Genomic DNA, 19853 nt, shown 5'->3' on the forward strand with positions numbered 1-19853 from the left:
TTCCACATCCTGCGCCGTCAGCTGCTGCGCGAGTTCCGCAAGCCGCTGGTGCTGATGACGCCCAAGAGCCTGCTGCGCCACAAGAAGGTGGTCTCCAACCTCTCGGACCTGGCCGAGGGCTCGACCTTCCACCGGGTGATGGTGGACGGCGCCGAGGCCGGTTGCGACGTCGGTGGGATCGTGCTGAAGACGCCGGCCGAGATCAGCCGCGTGATCCTCTGCTCCGGCAAGGTCTACTTCGACCTCGTCGAGCAGCGCGCCAAGACTGGACGCGACGACGTCTACCTGCTGCGCCTGGAGCAGTTCTATCCCTGGCCGCTGAAGTCGCTGTCGCAGGAACTCGCCCGCTTCCCCAACGCTGAACTGGTGTGGTGCCAGGAAGAGCCGAAAAACATGGGCGGCTGGACCTTCGTCGACCCGTGGCTGGAGCTGACCCTGGCCCGCATGAAGATCAAGGCGAAGCGCGCCCGCTACGTCGGTCGCCCGGCCTCGGCCTCCACCGCCGCCGGCCAGATGAGCCGCCACCTTCGCGAACTCGAAGCGTTCCTCACCGAAGCCTTCGCCTGAACGCCCGCCCGTAGAGACTAAGGAAGCTTATCCCATGGCCGACATCATGACGCCCACCCTGGGCGAGTCCGTCACCGAGGCGACGGTCGCGCGCTGGGCCAAGAAGGCGGGCGATCCGGTGCGCAAGGATGAGATCCTGGTGGAGCTGGAGACTGACAAGGTCAGCCTGGAGGTCGCCGCGCCCGCCGACGGCGTGCTTAGCGAGATCTCGGCCTCCGAAGGCGAGACGGTCGGTCCGGGCTCGGTGCTCGGCCGCGTCCAGGAAGGCGCCGCCGCGCCGGCTCCGGCAAAAGCCGCTGCCCCGGCGAAGGCCGCCGCGCCTGCGCCAACCCCAGCGCCTGCGCCGGCCCCAGAGCCGGCCAAGGCTGCGGCTCCGGTCGCAGCGCCTGCGCTCGCGCCTTCGGCCCAGAGGATCGCCGCCGAGAACAAGCTCGATCCGGCCGCCATTCCCGGCACCGGCAAGGACGGACGCATCACCAAGGGCGATGCGCTGGCCGCCCTCGACGCCCGCGCCAAGGCGCCCGTAGCGCCAGTCGCTCCCGGCGCGCCGCGTGAGGTGCACGAGCGCGAGCAGCGTGTGCGGATGACCCGCCTGCGCCAGACCATCGCGCGCCGGCTCAAGGAAGCCCAGAACGCCGCCGCCATGCTGACCACCTTCAACGAGGTGGACATGAGCGCCGTGATGGCCGCCCGCAGTCAGTACAAGGACGCCTTCGAGAAGCGCCACGGTGTCAAGCTGGGCTTCATGGGCTTCTTCGTGAAGGCGGTGGTCGCCGCGCTGAAGGCGGTGCCAGACGTCAACGCAGAGATCGACGGCCAGGACATCATCTTCAAGGATCACTACGACATCGGCGTCGCCGTCGGCACTGAACGCGGCCTGGTGGTCCCCGTGGTGCGCGACGCCGACGCCCTGAGCCTCGCCGGCGTCGAGAAGGCGATCGGCGCGCTTGGCCTCAAAGCCCGCGATGGCTCGCTCGGCCTCGACGATCTGCAAGGCGGCACCTTCACGATCTCGAATGGCGGCGTCTACGGCTCGCTGATGTCGACGCCGATCCTCAACGCGCCGCAGTCGGGCATTCTCGGCATGCACAAGATTCAGGACCGCCCGGTGGTGGTCGGCGGCCAGATCGTCATCCGCCCGATGATGTACCTGGCGCTGTCCTATGATCACCGCGTGGTCGATGGCCAGGGCGCCGTCACCTTCCTGGTCCGCGTCAAGGACGCCATCGAGGATCCCCAGCGTCTGTTGCTGGACCTGTAGTCCCGCCGCATAACACCGCACGCGTCTGGGGCTGTCGTCGACGCAAGTTGAATCCTGCGCCTTCCTGTTGTATCTATGTAATGTAGATACGGAGCCGAGTGATGAGCGCCCATAAGACGGCGAAGCTGTTCACCCACGGCGGCAGCCAGGCTGTGCGCCTGCCCAAGGAATTCCGGTTTGACGGCGCCGAGGTTCGCATCCGCAGGGATGGGAACAAGGTCATATTAGAGCCCGTGTCCACGGACTGGCCTAGCTTCTGGGCCGAGATGGATCGGCTGCGCGAGGCGGCTGGCGAACCGTTTCCAGACCGGCCGCCGCAACTGACGACGCGCGACGTTAGTTTCGACGAGTGAAGCTTGCGCTCGACACAGACGTTGCGATCGAGGTGATCCGCGGGCGCAGGCCGCATTACGGGGAATGGCTGCAGGACGCCGAGATGGCCGGTGCGACGCTCCATTTGTCCACCATCGTCGTCCATGAACTGATGTTTGGGGCGATGGCCAGCGCTCGTCCGGCCGACCACATGCGGCTCGTCGAGCAACTCGCCACGCGCATGGAGATTCATCCATGGGCGTCGGACGACGCCATGGAGGCGGCTCGAATCCGCGCCGACCTGAAGACTGCGGGCTCCGCTGTAGGCGCAATGGACGTGTTGATCGCCGGTCAGGCTGTCAGCCAGGGCTGGACGCTGGTCACGGGCAATGTGCGCGAGTTCATCCGGATCCCGCAGCTCGACATCCTGTCCTGGGCAGACCCCGCCGGGCCGCTCGATCGCCGGGCGCTACAGGGGCGATTCCCGACGAAATGACCGCGGCGCCCACGCTAACGCTCGCCTCTGAGGCGAAGGTTCTGTATCCCAGCCGCACCTTCCCGGACCACCGAGCGAGAACCCCATGGCCCAGTACGACGTCGTCATCATCGGCGGCGGCCCCGCCGGCTACAACGCCGCCATTCGCGCCGGCCAGTTGGGCCTGAGGGTCGCGGTGGTCGAGCTGAGTCAGACGCTCGGCGGCACCTGCCTCAACGTCGGCTGCATGCCGTCGAAGGCCCTGCTGCACGCGTCCGAGATGTACGACGCGGCCAAGACCGAGTTCGCCACCCTCGGCATCGACGTCTCACCCAAGCTCAACCTGCCTCAGATGATGAAGCAGAAGGCCGAATCCGTCGGCGCGCTCACCAAGGGCATCGAGTTCCTGTTCAAGAAGAACAAGGTCGACTGGGTGAAGGGCGCGGGCAAGCTGGCCGGCCCCGGCAAGGTCGAGGTCACGGCCGCCGACGGCGCCGTCCAGACCCTGGAGGCCGCCAATGTGGTGATCGCCACGGGATCGGAACCTGCCGGCCTGCCGGGCGTCACCGTCGACCAGAAGCGCATCGTCGATTCCACCGGCGCCCTATCGCTCTCCGAAGTGCCGAAGAGCCTGATCGTCATCGGCGCCGGCATCATCGGCCTGGAGCTGGGCTCGGTGTGGCGGCGTCTCGGCGCCGAGGTGACGGTGGTGGAGTTCCTCGACCGCATCACGCCCGGCATGGACGCCGAGACCGCCAAGGCGTTCCAGCGCTCGCTGACCAAGCAGGGCATGATCTTCAAGCTGGGCTCCAAGGTCACCGGCGCAACGGCCGACAAGAAGGGCGTTTCGCTCACCGTCGAACCGGTGGCCGGCGGCGCGGCGGAGACTCTGAAGGCCGACTACGTCCTGCTGGCCATCGGTCGGCGCCCGTTCACCGACAATCTCGGCCTCGACAGCGTTGGGATCACGCCGGACAAGCGCGGCTTCATCGACACCGACCACTGGCGCACCTCGGCGCCTGGCGTCTGGGCGATCGGCGACGTCACCCACGGCCCGATGCTGGCCCACAAGGCCGAGGAAGAGGCCGTCGCCTGCATCGAGACCATCGCCGGTAAGGCGGGCCACGTGAGCTACGGGATCATTCCTTCGGTGGTCTACACCTCGCCGGAAGTCGCCTGGGTCGGGCGCACCGAGGAGGAGCTGAAGGAGCAAGGGGTCGCCTACAAGTCCGGCAAGTTCCCGTTCAGCGCCAACTCCCGCGCCAAGATCAACCACGAGACCGAGGGTTTCGTGAAGGTGCTGGCCGACGCGACCACCGACGAGGTCCTGGGCGTCCACATGATCGGCCCCCAGGTCGGCGAGATGATCGGCGAATACTGCGTGGCCATGGAGTTCAAGGCCGCCAGCGAGGACGTCGCCCGTACCTGTCATCCCCATCCCACCCGCTCCGAAGCCCTGCGCCAGGCCGCCATGGGCGTCGAAGGCTGGACCATGCAGGCCTAGGCAAGCCATTCCCAACCCCGCTCATCCCGACGAAAGTCGGGACCCAAGTGGGCTGTCCGCGCGCAAATCCCGACCTCAGCTTGGGCCCCGGCTTTTCGCCGGGGTGAGCGGAGTGGAAGGAAACGTGCGAGGCTCTCGGCGATCAACCGGAGACGGCGCGCATGAGCGTCATTTCGCCATCGAGCGACCAAGCCAGCGCCATCGCCACCTTCGCCGTTCGCCGCGCCAGCGCCGCTGAGCTTCCTGCTTGCGCCGCGCTCTACGAGCGGGTGCTGCGGGAGACCTTCACCTGGCTCCCGCCCCATGTGCATCGCGCCCAGGACTTCCTCGACCACGCCCGCGACGAGGAGGTCTGGCTGGCGGCGCACGGCGACCGCATCCTCGGGGTCGCCAGCTACTACCGCCCGGCGGAGTTCCTGCATTCCCTCTACGTCGAAGCCCGCGGCCAGGGCGTCGGCAAGGCGCTCCTGGACCAGGTGATGGCGTCCGCCACCGGCCCGTTCTCCCTCAAGGTCCAGGCCGAGAACCTCAGGGCCCAGGCGTTCTACGTCCGGGAAGGTTTCCTGGTCGTGGAACGGGGCGACGCCGGACCGGGCAAACCCGCGTGGCTGCGGATGGCTCGAAGCGCCGACTGACGCTTTCAGGCGTGCGGATGGGCCTTGGCGTAGGCGCCGAGCAGGGCGGCGGCGTCCACCTCGGTGTAGCGCTGCGTGGTCGACAGCGAGGCGTGGCCCAGCAGTTCCTGGATCGAGCGCAGGTCTGCGCCGGCGCCCAGCAGATGGGTGGCGAAGGAGTGGCGCAGCGCGTGCGGCGTGGCGCTGTCGGGCAGGCCCAGACGTCCACGCAGCTTCTGCACCATGGCCTGGACGTGCCGAGGCGTCAGGGGGCCGCCGCGCTTGGCGACGAACAGCGGCTCGTCCGGACCGCTCGTGTAAGGAACCAGCGCCAGATAGGCGTCGACGCCCGCGCGCACCGCCGGGAGGACGGGCGCGAGCCGCGTCTTGCCGCCCTTGCCGGTGATTCTCAGCGTCTCGCCCAGCGGCGCGTCGCCGCGCTTCAGCGACAGCCCTTCCGAGATCCGCAGACCGCAGCCGTAAAGCAGGGTGAGCACGGCTTCGTCGCGCGCCGCCTCCCAGTCCTCGCGATCCGGGTCGAGGTGGGGCTCGGCCAGCATCCCCAGCGCCTGATCCTCGCTCACCGGACGTGGCGCGCCGGGCCGCACCTTCGGGCCGCGCACCAGGCTGATGGCGGCGTTCGGCGTGGCCATCCGGCGATCCAGGAAGCGATGGAAGGCGCGCACCGCCGACAGGGCCTGGGCCATCGAGCGCGGCGACAACGGCCGATCGCCCTGCCGCAACCAGGCCAGGAAGGCGCGCAGGTCGGCGGCGGTCACCTGCGAGAGCGTGTCGAGCACCGGCGTTTCGCCGAGGTGCCGTTCGAGGAAGTTAAGGTAGCGGGCCGCGGCGAACCCGTAGGCCTCCAGGGTGCGTGGCGAAGCCCGGCGCTCCTGCGCCAGATAGTCCAGCCACGCGATCTGTGCGGCGCGCGCGGACTGTCTCGTCTGTGCGGGCGCGTTCAGTTGAGCACCGGCCAGCGCTCTGCGGTGCGCTCCACCACACGGGCCAGGAACGCCACCAGCTCGGCGCCCATGTCCTCGGTGAACGCGTGCTCGTCGGCTGATCCGAAGGCCAGCAGGCCCTGGCGCGCCGGCTCCCAGATCGCCATGCGCACCATGGCCATCGAGCGCACCTGCGGCGCCCGCTCACCGAACAGGCCCAGCGCCGTGGGTGCAAACCCCATCGAGGCCAGCTTCTGTCCGCCGCCCAGGATCATGTCCACCTGGCCCTCGACCAGCATGCGCCAGCCGGCGGGCGTGCGTCCCGGCCCCTCCAGAGCCACGACGCCGGCGGCCAGGCCGAAGCGCAGTTGCGCCAACTCGTCGACGCGCCGCGCGAGGTCGGCGTGGTTGCGGGCTTCCAAGAGGTCGATGACCGCGCCGTGGGTCTGGGCTTGGGCGGAAAAATTGGCCCGCGCCGTGGCTTCCAGATAGCGCCGGGCGGTGGATTCCTCGCGGTGGGCGGCGTGCACCCGGGCCAGCGCCGCGGGGCCGAAGTCGACCACATTGGCGGCGTCCAGCCGCAGGCCGAGTTCGGCCAGCAGGCCGTCGTCGTCACGCAGGAAACCGGGGTTCTCAGTCAGGAAGCCGCGGACCTGTTCGGGCGCGAGCGCCTCGTTTGTCGCCGTCGCCCGAAATCCGTCCATGCAGCCCCCGCCGTCACACGATGGACTGGCCGGTCTTCGCCCAGTCGCTCATGAATTGTTCAAGACCCTTTTCGGTTAACGGGTGCTTGAAGAGGTCCTGGAACACGTTGGGCGGAATGGTCGCACAGTCGGCTCCGGCCAGCGCCGCGGCGGTCACATGCGCCGGGTTGCGGATGGAAGCCGCCAGGATCTCGGTGTCGAAGTCGTAGTTATCGTAGATCGCGCGGATCTCGCTGATCAGCCCCATGCCGTCGGCGCCGTAGTCGTCGAGCCGGCCGATGAACGGGCTGATGTAGGCCGCGCCGGCCTTGGCGGCCAGCAGCGCCTGGGCGGCGGTGAAGCAGAGGGTGACGTTGACCTGGATGCCTTCACGGGCGAATTCGGCCGTGGCGATCAGCCCCTCGCGGGTCAGCGGCGCCTTGACCACCACATTGTGCGCGACGGCGGCGAGCTTGCGGCCCTCGGCCAGCATGCCGGCGACATCCATCGCCGCGACCTCGGCGCTCACCGGCCCCTCGACGAGGCTGCAAATCTCGGCGATGACCTCCAGCATCGGGCGGCCCGACTTGGCGATCAGCGTCGGGTTGGTGGTCACCCCGTCGACCAGGCCCGTGGCGGCCAGGTCCTTGAGGATCGCCGTGTCCGTGGTGTCGAGAAACAGTTGCATGGCGGGCGACCTCTGGATGGCTTGGGCGTCGAGGTGTTTAGCGCCCGAAGGCTCGCCGGGCCACCCCGTGCGAGCGGTCTACCGATGAGCCGGATCGCCCAGGTGCTGCTGCCGATGCCGTTGCCGGAGGCGTTCGACTACGCCGAACCCGACGGAATGGACCTCAAGGTCGGCGACCAGGTCGCCGCGCCTCTGGGCCCGCGACTGTTGCGCGGCGTGGTCGTCTCCCTGCGCGACGCGACCGGCGTGAACCGCGCTCTGAAATCCATCGAGTCCCGGCTTGACGATCCAGCCCTCCCGCCCGCCACGCTGGAGTTCGTGCTGTGGGCGGCGCGCTACAGCGTCGATGCGCCCGGCCAGCCGCTTGCGATCGCCCTGCGCGGCGCCCGCGCCGCAAAGGCCGCCCCGCGCCGCGTGGTCCAGGCCACGGGGTCCGTCCCAGCGCGCCTTACCCCGGCGCGCGCCAAGGTGCTTGAAGCCCTGGGCGACGGCGACGCGGCCAGCCCCGCCGACCTTGCGCGGCGCGCCGGGGTGTCCTCAGGCGTGGTCAAGGCGCTGATCGACGAGGGCGTTCTGGCCATACGCCTGCTTGACGACGATGCGCCGTTCCCGGAGCCGGACGTCTCCCTGCCGTCCGCGGCGCTCAACCCCAGCCAGGCGGCGGCGGCCGCCGCTCTCAACGCCATGCTGGACGAGGGTGGCTTCCAGGCGGCCCTGCTCGACGGCGTCACCGGCTCCGGCAAGACCGAGGTCTACCTGGAGGCCGCCGCCCATGCGCTAGCCGCCGACCCGCACGCCCAGGTGCTCGTGCTGCTGCCGGAGATCGCGCTCACCCAGGCGGTGCTCGCCCGCTTCGAGGCGCGGTTCGGCGCTGCTCCGGCCGAGTGGCACTCCGGCGTCGCACCGCCCTTGCGCCGCCGGGTCTGGGAGGCCGTGGCCTCAGGCGCCTGCCGCGTCGTCGTCGGCGCCCGCTCGGCCCTGTTCCTGCCGTTCCGCAACCTGAAGCTCATCGTCGTCGACGAAGAGCACGACGGCTCCTTCAAGCAGGAGGAGGGCTTCATCTACCAGGCCCGCGACCTGGCCGTGGTGCGCGCCAAGATCGAGGGCGCCTCGGTGATCCTCGCCTCGGCGACCCCTTCGCTGGAGACCCTTCGCAACGCTGAGACCGGCCGCTACCGCTGGCTCCGGCTGGCCGCGCGGCACGGCGGCGCGCGGTTGCCCGAGATCGACCTGATCGACCTGCGCGAAGCCCCGCCCGAGCATGGCCGCTGGCTGTCGCCGCCGTTGGTCGCGGCGATGCGAGACACCTACGCCCTCGGGGAACAGACCCTGCTGTTCCTCAACCGCCGCGGCTACGCCCCGCTCGTCCTGTGCAAGTCCTGCGGCGAGCGGCTGTGCGCCCCCGACACCGATAGCTGGCTGGTCGAGCATCGCTATTCCGGGCGACTGGTCTGCCATCTTACTGGCTTCTCCATGCCCAAGCCCGAGCGTTGTCCGCACTGCGGCGCAAAGGACAGCCTGGTCTCCATCGGCCCTGGCGTGGAGCGGGTGCACGAGGAGGCGCAGGCCTTGTTCCCAGACGCCCGCGTGGCGGTCTTCTCGTCTGACACCGCCTTCGACGCCCGCGAGGCGCGCCGGCTGGTGGAGTCCATGGCCGCTGGCGAGATCGACATCCTGGTCGCCACCCAGGCCGCCGCCAAGGGCCACAACTTTCCGATGCTCACCCTGGTGGGCGTGGTGGACGCCGACCTCGGCCTGCGGGGCGGCGACCTGCGCGCGGCGGAGCGCACCTATCAGCTCCTGGCCCAGGCGACAGGCCGCGCCGGCCGCCACGATCGCCCCGGCCGCGCCCTGCTGCAGACCTGGGCGCCCGAGCACGCGGTGATGCAGGCGCTGAAGGCCCAGGACCGCGACGCCTTCCTGGCGGCCGAAATGGGAGAGCGCGAGGCCGCCGGCCTGCCGCCGTTCGGCCGCCTGGCCGCGGTGATTGTCTCCGGCCCCGATCCGGGCGCGCTGGAGGCTTTCGCCCGCGACATGGCGCAAGCCGCGCCGAACACCGCAGGCGTGGAGGTATTCGGTCCTGCGGATGCGCCGCTGGGCCTGATCCGCGGTCGCCGGCGCAAACGCTTCCTGGTCCGCGCCGACCGCGCCGTCGACCTCTCGGCCTATATGGCCGCCTGGCGCGCCCGCGTGCGGCCGACCGGCGCCCTGCGGGTGACCATCGACATCGACCCCTACAGCTTCCTTTAGGCGGCTTCCGCCGTCTTCTCCTCGTTCGTTTCAGCGTCGGCGTGATCGCGCTCGCGCAGGGGGACTGCGGGGATGAGAAGCATGCAGGCGAAGCCCGCCACCATCAGCGCCACGCTGACGATGATCCCGTGCACCACTGCGGTCGAGAAGCTGACCTTCAGGATGCGCGCGTCCTTCGCCGCCTCCACCGTCATCGGCGGCGGCGTGACGCCGTTGCGCGGATGTTGCGCCAGCGCCATGCCTTGCAGGTCGCCGATGTCGAGGTGACGCGCCGCGCCCGCGGGCGACTGCTTGGACAGCTCGCCGGCCAGCGACGAGGTGACGATCGCGCCAAACAGCGCCACCCCCATCGCCCCGCCGATCTGGCGCACGAACTGGCTGGAGCTGGTGGTCACCCCGATCTGGTGCGGCGGCGCGGCGTTCTGTACCGCCAGGCCGAACAGGCTCTGCCCAGGGCCCAGGCCGATGCCGGTTATCGCAAGACGCCAGGCGAGGTCGAACGTCGAGGTGTCCGGCCCGATGGTCGCCAGCAGGCAGAGCCCCAGCAGGAACACCGCGCCGCCGCCGATCATGAACGGCTTGAAGTGTCCGGTGCGGGTGACGAACTGCCCGTTGATCGTCGACGATGCGATCATCCCACCCATCAGCGCCAGCATGACCAGCCCGCTCTTGGTCGCCCCCACGCCCTGGCCCAGCTGCATGTAGAGCGGCAGGAACGTCGCCACCCCCATGAACGCCATCGAATAGACCAGCGCCGCGGTGTTGGCGGTGACGAACGTGCGGTTCTTGAACAGCTCCAGCGGCAGGATCGGGTCCCATACAGCGCGCTCGACGAACACGAACGCCACTGCGCCAAGAATCGACAGTGTCACGAGCGAAAGGATCAGCGGCGAGGTCCAGGCGTGGTCGCGGCCACCCCAGGTCATCACCAGCAACAGCGGGACGAAGATCACCATGATCAGGCCGGCGCCAAGCACGTCCACCTTGCCGGTCCCGCGGTGCGGGGTGGTCGGCATCTGGGTCAGCACCATGAACAGCGCGATGAGCGCCAGCGGCACGTTGACGTAGAACACCCACCGCCAGCCCTGCACCACATGGCCGAACAGGGTGACGGTGCCATGGTCGGTGAAGAAGCCGCCGATCACCGGGCCGACGACGCTGGCGATCCCGAACATCGAGCCGAACAGCCCTTGGAATTTGGCCCGTTCGCGCGGTGGGAACAGGTCGGCGAGGATGGCGAAGGCCGTGGTGAACAGCGCCCCGCCGCCCAGGCCCTGGATGGCGCGGAAGATGATCAGCTGGGTCATGCCGCCGCCCAACAGCGGCAGGGTCCCGAGCTCGCCGGCCAGCCCGGACAGGCACGATCCGGTCATGAAGATCGCCATGCCGATCAGCAGGATGATCTTGCGCCCATAGAGATCGCCCAGCTTCCCCCAGATCGGCACCATCACGGTGGACGACAGAAGGTAGGCCGTGGTCGCCCACGCGTAGAGGTTCAGCCCATGCAGTTCGGCGATGATCCGTGGCATGGCGGTCGCCACGATCGTCTGGCTGACCGCGCTCAGCAGGAACACGATCATCACCGATATCAGCGTCAATCGCCGCTCGGTGGCGGTGTAGGCGTGGCGTTCGCTCAACGGTCCCCCTCGCGCCGGCTCAAATCAGCCGGCGCCCCTTAGCGCTACATCCCCTTGGCCATGTTCTCGCCTTTGGCTGCCGGTGTTCGGTGAACCTAGCGTAAGCCGCCTATCGGTCCATGTCGTGCTTGGCATGCTGCGCCAGGGCGGCGCGCTTTTTCTGGGAGGATTTCCGCGCCGCCATGTTGAGGCCCTCGACCAGCGCCGAGAACGCCATCGCTGCGTAGATGTAGCCCTTGGGCACGTGCACGCCGAACCCGTCGGCGATCAGCACCGCGCCGATCATCAGCAGGAAGCCCAGCGCCAGCATCACCACCGTGGGGTTGTCGTGGATGAAATTGGCCAGCGGATTGGCGGCCAGCATCATGATCCCCACCGCCACGATCACCGCGATGATCATGATCGCCAGGTGGTCGGTCATGCCGACCGCGGTCAGGATCGAGTCGATCGAGAACACCAGGTCCAGCAGCAGGATCTGCACGATCGCCGATCCGAAGCCCACGGCCGCGCGGCCCTTCTTGTCGAGCAGGTCGTCGCTGGGGGCGGGGTCCACCGTGTGGTGGATCTCGGTGGTCGCCTTCCACACCAGGAACAGGCCGCCGGCGATCAGGATCAGATCACGCCACGAGAACTGCAGGTCGAAGATTGCATGCCCGGCTGCATCCAGCGGCGCGGTGAACGGCAGGCTGAACACCGGCGCGGTCAGGCCGACGATGAAGGCCAGCGTCGACAGCAGACCCAGGCGCATGATCAGCGCCAGGCTGATGCCGATCCGCCTGGCTTTGTTGCGCTGCGCCTCCGGCAGCTTGTTCGACAGGATCGAGATGAACACCAGATTGTCGATCCCCAGCACCACCTCCATCACGATCAGGGTGATCAGCGCGGCCCACGCTTCGGGTGCGGCGGCCAGCGTTGCGAGGTTTTCCATGAGGTCGGGCTCCAGGCTCCGGTTGGTTGGATCGGCCTTCTAGCGCACCTTGAGCATGCGCCCATAGGGGCCGTCTGGCCCATATAGGGGCTGCTAACCCGGTGTTGAGGGCCGGCGCCGCAGATTGCGTCTGACTTTGATCATTCTCCCGGTGCGTGACCGCCCGCCGTCTGTCGAGAGCGCAGGCCCAGCACCGTATGAGGACGTCCTGATGCAAGACGCCGAGCATATCCGTCCGCTCACCGCCCTGCGGTTCTTCGCGGCCGCCTGGGTGGTGCTATTCCACTACTGGCCCAACCTCGTCGCGGCGGGCGAGCCGATGCTGGTCGGCAAGGGCTATCTGGGCGTCGAGCTGTTCTTCGTGCTCTCGGGCTTCATCCTCTGCCACGTCTACCGAACGTCGGTGGAGGAGGGGCGATTCCGCTATGGCGGCTTCCTGTGGGCGCGGCTGGCGCGCGTCTACCCGCTGCACCTGGCGACCCTGGTCGGCCTGGGCGCATTGGCCGCGTTCGCCTCCGCCGCCGGCATGTCCATCGACCAGAACATCCTGTCGTGGGAGGCGCTGCCCGCCAATCTGCTGCTGGTGCACGCCTGGGGCCTGGCGCCGGTGGCCGGATGGAACCATCCGTCGTGGTCAATCTCGGCGGAGTGGTTCGCCTATCTCACCTTCCCGGCGTTCGCCTGGACAGTGCTGAAGCTCAAGCATCGCCCGGCCGCGACCTTGATCGGCGCGATGGTTTTCCTCGCGGCCCTCTACGTCGGATTCCAGGCCGTGGCGGGATTTCCGCTAACCAAGGCGACGATAAATTGGGGCGCGTTGCGCATTGTCCCGTGCTTCGCGCTGGGGTGCGCCTTGCACAATTTCTGGAAGGCTCGACCCGCCGGCGACCGATCCCTGGCCCTGGTTGGTGCGGCGATTTCGTTGGTCGCAGCGCTATCAGCGGCGTCTCTAGGGGCGCCAGACGCCTTAATCGTGTGCGCTCTCGGATTTGTGATCCTGTCGTTCGCACGCCTCGCCCAGGCCGGATCCAACCTCTTGGGGCAAGCGCCGTTCGTCTATCTTGGTGAGATCAGTTACTCAGTTTATATGATCTGCATCCCGTGGAAAATCGTATTCGTCAATTCAATTGCACGCATGCTGCAGCTTAACGACGAGCGCCTCCCCTTGTGGCTGTGGTTAGTTTTCATTTTAAGCGTGATTCCACTCGCGGCAGCTTCCTATCACCTGGTAGAGAAGCCTGCTCGGGCGCGCATGAAACTCATGGCTGAGGCGTGGGCCACGCGGCGACCTTCAGTCGCAGGGGCTTAAAGCCTCTTTTCATAGTCGTGCGGGATGTTATCCCTATCGCCGTTAGCGTCGGGGAGTGCTTCGAACATGGTTAAACGGAAGAGGACCGTTCTCGGTTCCCTGGCCGTCGCGGCCGCGTTGAGCTTGGCGCCTGCGTCGAGCGCGTTCGCCGACACCTACTGGCAGTGCGTACCCTTCGCGCGGCTGCTGTCGGGCATTCAGATTTTCGGCGACGCCTGGACGTGGTGGCGCCAGGCGGCCGGTAAGTACGAGACCGGCTTCCAGCCCAAGACCGGCGCGGTGCTGTGCTTCAAGCCCACCGGCAAGATGAAGCTGGGCCACGTCGCGGTGGTCAATCAGGTGCTCACCGAGAGGGTCATCCAGATCAGCCACGCCAACTGGTCGCGCATCGACGGCACCCGCGGGCAGATCGAAAAGGACGTCACCGTCGTCGACGTCTCGCCCCAGGGCGACTGGAGCGCGGTCAAGGTCTGGTACGATCCGGTACGCGATCTCGGCGGCAGCACCTACCCGACTTTCGGCTTCATCTATCAAGACACCACCTCGCGCACCTATGCGGCCTCCGGCTTGTCGGCGGCGCAGAACACAGCAATCTCGATGGCCCAGTCCGCCGCCTCAATGGCGCAATCCGCGGCCAGCCAGATGGTCACCGCCGCACGCCCTGGCGCCGGCCCGATGCAGATGCTGTCCCAGGCCGCCGATTCCAGCGACCGCATCGCCGCCCTGATCCAAGCCGCGACCCAGGGTTCGAAGAACCAGGACAACAACTAAGCGCGCCGCTTGCCCGGGGTCGTTGGCAAGCCTCGGTTAAGGGCGTCGGCGAACGGTTCCTTAAAGCCGACTGGACGATGGTCACGCTCGTTCAGCGTGCCCGGACCATGCCCTCAGACCTCTCTACTCGCCCCACCATCGACCCCAACGCCCTGCGCGCCGCGCTTGAGGCGCATCAGCACTTCCGGGCCGGCCGCGCGGGCGGTCGCCGATTGTCCTTGCCCTACGCCGACCTGGCCAACCTCAATTTTGAAGGCTTGGATCTCGCAGACGCCGATCTGACGGGCGTCGATCTCTCCAGCGCGCTGCTCAAGGGGGCCAGGCTGGCCGGCGCGGTGCTGTTTGGCGCCGACCTGCGCAATGCCGACCTGCGCATGTCCGACCTGGTTCGCGCCGACCTGCGCGGCGCCTGCCTTCGCGGGGCGAACCTGTCGGGCGCCGACCTTACCGAGTGCGACCTTCGCGAAGGCCAGATCGCGGTGCAGAGCCTGCGCGACGACTTCCGCATCCTCACCCACGATCGGCGCCGCGGCGAACTGGATCACGCGGTGGTGGCCGGCACGGAGCTCAACGGCGTCCTCCTGGGCGACAAGGCCATGATCGCCGTCGACCTGCGCGACGCCAATCTGACCGGCGCCCTACTGACCTGGAGCAAGCTTGCAGGCGCGCGGCTTGACGGCGCCGACATCAGCGGCGCCGATGTCGCGGGCGCCGACTTCACTGGAGCCTCGATGCGGCGGGTGATCGCCACAGGCGCCGACCTTTCCGCCGCGGGCCTCGAAGGCGCGGACCTTGCGGGTCTGCTCCGTGCGCCGCCCGCGATGATGTTCATCGACGACGAACCCCTGGCGGCCCTGATCGACCGCCATGAGGTCTATTGCGACAGCGAGGGCCGCGACGGCGCGGTCCAGTCGCTCGAGGATGTCGATTTCCGCTCGCTCCGCTCGATCAAGGGTCGTCGGCTTTCGGGCCTCGCGGCGCGTGGCGCAGTGTTCTTCGGTCTCGACCTGGAAGGTGTCCAGCTCCAGGGCGCCGACCTTTCCGATTGCGACTTCAGGACCGCCAATCTGCGCGGCGCCGACCTGCGCGGGGCGAGGATGTCCGGCGCCTCCCTGGTGCGGGCCGACCTGCGCGGCGCGCGCCTGGGCCCGTTGTCGATCGGCGGGGGTCGCGTGCTGCGCACCGACCTCAATCGCGCCGACCTGCGCTACGCCGACCTGCGCGGCGCCCACGCTGTGCAGGCGCGACTGCTGGGCGCCGACCTCTCCGGCTCCAACCTCAAGGGCTGCAAGCTGGACGGGGCCGAGCTCGAGGCCTGACCGTTCAGAGGTCGACGATCTCGCAGCCCAGCGCTTCGCGGATCCGTTCGGCCACGACCGCGCGATGACAACCGCCGGCGTCGGCCTCGTAGCAGAGCAGCGCCGTGGCTCGCGTCCCGGCGATCTCGGTGGCCCGCGCCAGCTCGAGCTGCGCCGCCGGCTCCGCCAGGTGATCCTCGAAGATCGCCCGCATCTCGGCGATCCGGCCCTTGCGCGCCGCGTCGCGCCCGGGCTTCGGCGTACCCAGGGCGCGGAGGTGCACATAGTCCACCCCCGCGTCCGCCAGGCTGGCGGCCAGCAGGGTCTTGGAGAAGCCGGCGCGCCGCGACGCGGCGATCGCCCTTACGTCGATCACCACTTCGACGCCTGCGGCCTTCAGCCGCGAGATCACCGCGTCCTGGGTGGCGCTTTCGTAACCGATGGTCGCCAGCCTGTTCATGGGGGTTCCTCCGTCGCGGGTTGCGGCTATATGGGCGCCGTTGCGGGAGATTGCATATGGACGGCGAACGCCGCTCCGACATCCAGACCGACGCGCCGCGCGCTATGCGCCAGGACCTGCCCGCGCGCGGCGGTTCGATGGCCTACTACGATTACGGTCCGCCGGACCGGCCTGTCGACGTGGTGTTCAGCCACGCCAACGGCTTCAACGCGCGCGCCTATCGCAGCATCCTCCTGCCGCTCGCTAGGGACCTGCGGATCCTCGCCGTCGACCAGCGCGGCCACGGTCGCACCGATCTCCCCACGCCGATGGAGGGCCGCAGCGACTGGAACGACCTGAGGGGCGACCTGGCGGCCTTCCTGGCGGCCCTTGACGTCCGCGACGCGGTGATCGCCGGCCATTCCATCGGCTCGGTGGCCAGCCTGCTGACCGCGCCGCTGGTCCCGGGCCGTGCACGCGAAGTGGTGCTGTTCGATCCTGTGCTGGGCGTCGCCCCACGGGACGGGCCCAACCCCATGGCTGACGGCGCGCTTCGCCGCCGCGACGCCTTTTCTGATCACGCCGCGGCGATGGACGCCTATCGTGGCCGCGGGCCGTTCAAGGGCTGGAACGACGAGATGCTGGCCGACTATCTCGAGGACGGACTGCGCCCCAACGGGGAGGGCGGCTGGCGGCTGTCCTGCGCGCCGGCCTGGGAGGCGTCCAACTTCGCCGTGCCGCTCTACGATCCCCGGCCGCTGCTGACGCAGGCGCGCGTCCCGGTGACCATCTATCGCGCCGGCCAGCATTCCAGCGCCAAATTCGACGAGGCCGACATCGCGGAGTGGGCCATCCCCGGCGTCGCCATGATCACCGTGCCGAACACCACGCACTTCCTGCCCATGCAGCGGCCGGACGTGATGCAGGACGCCCTGCGCGACGCTGCGGCCCGCCGCTAGAGCGTCAGGCCGGCGATCACCCGCGACTGCGCGTCGGCCAGCGCCTCGGGCGACAGCGTGACCATCTTGCGCGCCTCCAGGTCCAGGCTCGCGGCGACGGCCTCGGCCGAGCCCACCGCGCGTCCGGTGTCGGGGTCCACCGTCCAGTGCACCAGCCGTCGCGTTCGTTGATTGGCCTCCACCAGGCCGCCGAAGGTCGCGACCCGGTCGCCGGCCTTGGGCCAGGCGTGGTGCAGCAGCCGGTATTCCAGCGCCGCACCGCCCATCTTCGGATCCGCGGCTTCCCCGGCCGGCGCGTGCAGGTTCAGCCGCGATAGGCCATCGGCGATCCGCGCGATCAGCATCTCCGGCCGCATCCGGCCAAAGGCGTCGCAGTCGGCGGCGCTGACCACGCCCATCGAGGTGCGGATCATGCCGAGCTCGCGCGCCCGTTCCAGGCTCGCCTGGGTCGTCACTGGCGCGGTGTCCAGGCCGCGCGGCGCGGCGAAGACCGGAACCGCGCCCGTCAGCGCCTCGGCGCGTTCCAGCACCCGCTTCGGCCAGGGGAACGGGCGCTGCTCGCGCGCGGTGACGTGTTCCACGGTGGTGTGGAAGGTCGAGGCCGGCTCCCCCGACATGTGGCGCAGGACCAGCAGGATGCGGGCGTCGCTCTCGCCGATGTCGGTGACCTGGCCGGTCATCACCAGGCCCGCACCGGGAAGCGCCTCTCGCAGGAAGCGGATATGCTGCTCGCGCACCATCAACGTGGCCTCGGCCGTCGCCGCGAAGGCGCGCGGCAGGCCGAGCTCGGCGGTCATCGAGGCCAGGCCCTCGATCGACTTCGCCACATGGAAGCGGACGTTCATGTGGCCCATCTGGTCGCATTCCCAGGTGTTCGCCCGGCCGCTCCAGACCTCCACGCCTTGCTCGTCCACTGACCGCTCCTCTTGATTGCGGGCGAGCTTAGGCGGCGTCGCCCTGGCGCGGCAATCGCGGGCGCATCCGCCGCGCGCTCCCGCTCGTAGTCGAAGTATGCCAAGCTGCACCGTCGGGAGGCGCGCGAGATGTCCGGATCCACCGTCGTCAAGCCACGCAAGGTCCTGGTTGCGCGTCACGGCCTGACCACCCGCATCACCCACTGGATCAACGCCCTGGCGCTCAGCATGCTGCTGCTCAGCGGCCTGCAGATCTTCAACGCCCATCCGGCGCTGTACTGGGGTCAGGCCTCGACCTTCGCCTCGCCCTGGCTGGCTATGACCGCCGAGCCGCGCGGCGACGACTTCGCCGGCGTCACCACGGTGGCCGGCCGACGGTTCGAGACCACCGGCGTGCTGGGCTATTCCGACACGCCGCGCGGGTTTCCCGCCTGGGCGACCTTGCCCAGCTACCGCTCGCTCGCCGACGGGCGGCGGTGGCACTTCTTCTTCGCCTGGATGTTCGTGATCAACGGCGCGATCTATCTGATCACCGCCCTGCTCGGCGGCCACCTGCGCCGCGACCTGTGGCTGAAGCGCGCCGAACTCGCGCCACGCCACCTGCTGCGCGAGATCATCGACCACGCCCAGCTCCGCTTCCCCAAGGGCGAGGAGGCCAGGCGCTACAACGCGCTGCAGAAGGGCGCGTACCTTTCGATGGCGCTGGTGTTCCTGCCGCTGATGGTGGCCACGGGCCTGACCATGTCGCCGGGGTTCAACGCCGCAGCCCCCTGGCTCCTGGACCTGTTTGGCGGGCGTCAATCCGCGCGCAGCCTGCATTTCATCTCGGCGGCGGTGATCGTCGCCTTCGTCATCGTCCACCTGCTGATGGTCGTGGCCTCGGGGCCCTGGAACAACATCCGCTCGATGATCACCGGCCGTTATGCGATCGAGATCAAGGGAGCCGACCAGTGAGCGCTGACCGCCGCCGTTGGCTGAAGGGCGCCGGCGCGAGCCTGGCCGGACTGTGGCTCGCCGCCTGCGACAGGCTGAACGAGACGCCGGCGGTGCGCGCCACCCTGGCCCGCGCCGAGCGGCTGACCTTCAAGGTCCAGCGCGCGACCACCGACCGGATGGCCTTGGCGCGCGAATACCCGGCGGAGGCGATCTCCGCCGACTTCCGCGCCAACGGTTCGATCAGCCCGGGCGACGCGGACTATCGCGCCCTGCTGGCCAACGACTTCCGGGACTGGCGCCTCGTGGTCGACGGGCTGGTGAGCACGCCGCTGTCGCTCAGCATGGCCGAGCTGCGGGCCCAGCCGTCGCGCAGCCAGATCACCCGCCACGACTGCGTCGAGGGCTGGTCGAGCATCGGCAAGTGGACGGGCGCCAGGCTAGGCCCGCTGCTGGACCGCGCGGGGCTGAGCGAGCAGGCGCGCTACATCGTCTTCCATTGCTACGACACGCTGGACCCGGCGGCGGGCGCGAACGGGCGCTACTACGAGAGCCTCGACCTCATCGACGCCTACCATCCGCAGACCATCCTGGCCTATGCGATGAACGACGCGGCCCTGCCGGTGAAGCACGGGGCGCCGGCCCGGCTGCGGGTTGAGCGACAGCTTGGCTACAAGCAGGCCAAGTACCTGATGCGCATCGAGGCGGTGGCCGATCTCGCCCACATCAGCGGCGGAAACGGCGGCTTCTGGGAAGACCGCGGCTACGAGTGGTACGCCGGCATCTAGGCGGCTGGCGTTGGGGGCTTGAGCTGGCGCGTGCCGAAGCCGGCCATCAGCTTGCGCTCCTCCGATCGCGGGTCGTCGCGGACCGCGCCGCCGCCGGGGGCGTCGAACACCATGGTCGCGCGTCGGCCGGGCTCATAGGCCGGCCAGGCGGGCAGGCCGGGGGCGGACGGGACGCCGGACCTGGCGAAGTTCGCCCACACCGTGCTCATCTGCACCGCCAGCGCCTGGGCCGCCGACGTGACCGGGCCTACGCTCGCCGCGGCGATGTTCAGGGTGTCGAAGACGAAGGGGATCTCCGACGCGTGCGGTGCGTAGTAGCGGCCGCCCTGCACCGGCGTCTCGCGGGCGAACAGGTAGTGCCAGGCGGGCGCTGCGCCAGCCGCCGCCTTTCGCTCGGCGAGCAGCGTCGAGTCGAGGAAGAAGCCGCGGTCGGTGGCGACGCAATAGGCGATCTCGGCGTTCGGGTGGCCGGGGTAGAGGCGTTTGTAGATCCCGAACACCCGGTCGGCCTCGCCGGGCGGCACGACCGCGGCGATCGAGGCGCGCAGGCCCTCGTTGCTGAGGCTGTCCATCGACGGG

The 19853-nt window shown here is 69.0% G+C and carries 20 protein-coding genes and 1 pseudogene; 13 read left to right on the top strand and 8 right to left on the bottom strand.

What is annotated here, in order from left to right:
* From sucA to Q8R27_RS06730, 6 genes and pseudogenes are all read left to right on the top strand, one after another.
* Window positions 1–567: pseudogene (gene sucA / locus Q8R27_RS06705) on the top strand (2-oxoglutarate dehydrogenase E1 component); the annotation flags it as partial.
* 34 nt (window positions 568–601) lie between these two features.
* Window positions 602–1828 (top strand): 2-oxoglutarate dehydrogenase complex dihydrolipoyllysine-residue succinyltransferase, encoded by a 1227-nt coding sequence (gene odhB / locus Q8R27_RS06710; protein ID WP_305698284.1) that lies wholly within the window; start codon window positions 602–604, stop codon window positions 1826–1828.
* 101 nt (window positions 1829–1929) lie between these two features.
* On the top strand, window positions 1930–2181 hold the full coding sequence (locus tag Q8R27_RS06715) for an antitoxin (protein ID WP_305698285.1): 252 nt from the start codon (window positions 1930–1932) through the stop codon (window positions 2179–2181).
* Window positions 2178–2636, top strand: a complete 459-nt coding sequence (locus Q8R27_RS06720; RefSeq protein ID WP_305698286.1) for a PIN domain-containing protein — start codon at window positions 2178–2180, stop codon at window positions 2634–2636. The genes Q8R27_RS06715 and Q8R27_RS06720 overlap by 4 nt, the downstream gene beginning before the upstream one ends.
* An 85-nt stretch (window positions 2637–2721) precedes the next feature.
* Window positions 2722–4119, top strand: a complete 1398-nt coding sequence (gene lpdA / locus Q8R27_RS06725) for a dihydrolipoyl dehydrogenase (RefSeq protein WP_305698287.1) — start codon at window positions 2722–2724, stop codon at window positions 4117–4119.
* A gap of 161 nt (window positions 4120–4280) precedes the next feature.
* Window positions 4281–4754, top strand: a complete 474-nt coding sequence (locus tag Q8R27_RS06730) for a GNAT family N-acetyltransferase (protein WP_305698288.1) — start codon at window positions 4281–4283, stop codon at window positions 4752–4754.
* Window positions 4755–4759: 5 nt separating this feature from the next.
* On the opposite strand, the gene Q8R27_RS06735 is transcribed toward Q8R27_RS06730, so the two are convergent.
* From Q8R27_RS06735 to fsa, 3 genes are read right to left on the bottom strand one after another with little or no spacing between them, the layout of a single operon-like run.
* The gene (locus tag Q8R27_RS06735; RefSeq protein ID WP_371134660.1) at window positions 4760–5713 is read right to left on the bottom strand and encodes a tyrosine recombinase XerC; all 954 of its coding nucleotides are present in this window, start codon (window positions 5711–5713) and stop codon (window positions 4760–4762) included.
* Window positions 5695–6381 carry a DUF484 family protein gene (locus tag Q8R27_RS06740; protein WP_305698289.1) on the bottom strand — a complete coding sequence of 229 codons (687 nt, stop codon included), beginning with the start codon at window positions 6379–6381 and terminating at the stop codon, window positions 5695–5697. The genes Q8R27_RS06735 and Q8R27_RS06740 overlap by 19 nt, the downstream gene beginning before the upstream one ends.
* Before the next feature lie 13 nt (window positions 6382–6394).
* Complete coding sequence (fsa, locus tag Q8R27_RS06745) at window positions 6395–7048, bottom strand: fructose-6-phosphate aldolase (RefSeq protein WP_305698290.1); 654 nt, start codon at window positions 7046–7048, stop codon at window positions 6395–6397.
* Between the two features lie 84 nt (window positions 7049–7132).
* Here fsa and Q8R27_RS06750 point away from each other — a divergent pair, with 84 nt between their 5' ends.
* Window positions 7133–9298, top strand: coding sequence for a primosomal protein N' (locus Q8R27_RS06750; protein ID WP_305698291.1), 2166 nt, complete (start codon window positions 7133–7135; stop codon window positions 9296–9298).
* Here Q8R27_RS06750 and Q8R27_RS06755 read toward each other — a convergent pair.
* The gene (locus tag Q8R27_RS06755) at window positions 9295–10935 is read right to left on the bottom strand and encodes an MDR family MFS transporter (protein ID WP_305698292.1); all 1641 of its coding nucleotides are present in this window, start codon (window positions 10933–10935) and stop codon (window positions 9295–9297) included. The genes Q8R27_RS06750 and Q8R27_RS06755 overlap by 4 nt on opposite strands.
* A 109-nt stretch (window positions 10936–11044) precedes the next feature.
* Window positions 11045–11863 (bottom strand): TerC family protein, encoded by an 819-nt coding sequence (locus tag Q8R27_RS06760; RefSeq protein ID WP_305698293.1) that lies wholly within the window; start codon window positions 11861–11863, stop codon window positions 11045–11047.
* A 211-nt stretch (window positions 11864–12074) separates the two neighbouring features.
* Here Q8R27_RS06760 and Q8R27_RS06765 point away from each other — a divergent pair, with 211 nt between their 5' ends.
* The 3 genes from Q8R27_RS06765 (at window position 12075) to Q8R27_RS06775 (ending at window position 15262) form a co-directional block, all read left to right on the top strand.
* On the top strand, window positions 12075–13172 hold the full coding sequence (locus tag Q8R27_RS06765) for an acyltransferase (RefSeq protein WP_305698294.1): 1098 nt from the start codon (window positions 12075–12077) through the stop codon (window positions 13170–13172).
* A 66-nt stretch (window positions 13173–13238) separates the two neighbouring features.
* A complete protein-coding gene (locus tag Q8R27_RS06770) occupies window positions 13239–13943 on the top strand; it encodes a CHAP domain-containing protein (protein WP_305698295.1) in 705 nt (234 codons plus the stop codon).
* 107 nt (window positions 13944–14050) lie between these two features.
* On the top strand, window positions 14051–15262 hold the full coding sequence (locus Q8R27_RS06775) for a pentapeptide repeat-containing protein (RefSeq protein ID WP_305698296.1): 1212 nt from the start codon (window positions 14051–14053) through the stop codon (window positions 15260–15262).
* A gap of 4 nt (window positions 15263–15266) precedes the next feature.
* Here the strand turns inward: Q8R27_RS06775 and Q8R27_RS06780 are convergent, their stop codons facing one another.
* Window positions 15267–15701, bottom strand: coding sequence for a DUF488 family protein (locus Q8R27_RS06780; RefSeq protein ID WP_305698297.1), 435 nt, complete (start codon window positions 15699–15701; stop codon window positions 15267–15269).
* A 56-nt stretch (window positions 15702–15757) separates the two neighbouring features.
* On the opposite strand from Q8R27_RS06780, the gene Q8R27_RS06785 reads away from it, so the two are divergent.
* Complete coding sequence (locus tag Q8R27_RS06785; protein ID WP_305698298.1) at window positions 15758–16639, top strand: alpha/beta fold hydrolase; 882 nt, start codon at window positions 15758–15760, stop codon at window positions 16637–16639.
* Here Q8R27_RS06785 and Q8R27_RS06790 read toward each other — a convergent pair.
* Window positions 16636–17553, bottom strand: a complete 918-nt coding sequence (locus Q8R27_RS06790; protein ID WP_305698299.1) for a thioesterase family protein — start codon at window positions 17551–17553, stop codon at window positions 16636–16638. The genes Q8R27_RS06785 and Q8R27_RS06790 overlap by 4 nt on opposite strands.
* Window positions 17554–17682: 129 nt before the next feature.
* Here Q8R27_RS06790 and Q8R27_RS06795 point away from each other — a divergent pair, with 129 nt between their 5' ends.
* Together Q8R27_RS06795 and Q8R27_RS06800 are read left to right on the top strand one after the other, a co-directional pair.
* On the top strand, window positions 17683–18507 hold the full coding sequence (locus Q8R27_RS06795; protein WP_305698300.1) for a cytochrome b/b6 domain-containing protein: 825 nt from the start codon (window positions 17683–17685) through the stop codon (window positions 18505–18507).
* On the top strand, window positions 18504–19274 hold the full coding sequence (locus Q8R27_RS06800) for a molybdopterin-dependent oxidoreductase (RefSeq protein WP_305698301.1): 771 nt from the start codon (window positions 18504–18506) through the stop codon (window positions 19272–19274). Before Q8R27_RS06795 ends, Q8R27_RS06800 begins: the two co-directional genes overlap by 4 nt.
* Here Q8R27_RS06800 and Q8R27_RS06805 read toward each other — a convergent pair.
* Window positions 19271–19853: carboxylesterase family protein (locus Q8R27_RS06805; protein WP_305698302.1), on the bottom strand; the 583-nt coding region annotated here is incomplete at its 5' end. The genes Q8R27_RS06800 and Q8R27_RS06805 overlap by 4 nt on opposite strands.

Origin of the sequence: Phenylobacterium sp., assembly GCF_030697305.1 — a bacterium.
Classification (GTDB): domain Bacteria; phylum Pseudomonadota; class Alphaproteobacteria; order Caulobacterales; family Caulobacteraceae; genus Phenylobacterium.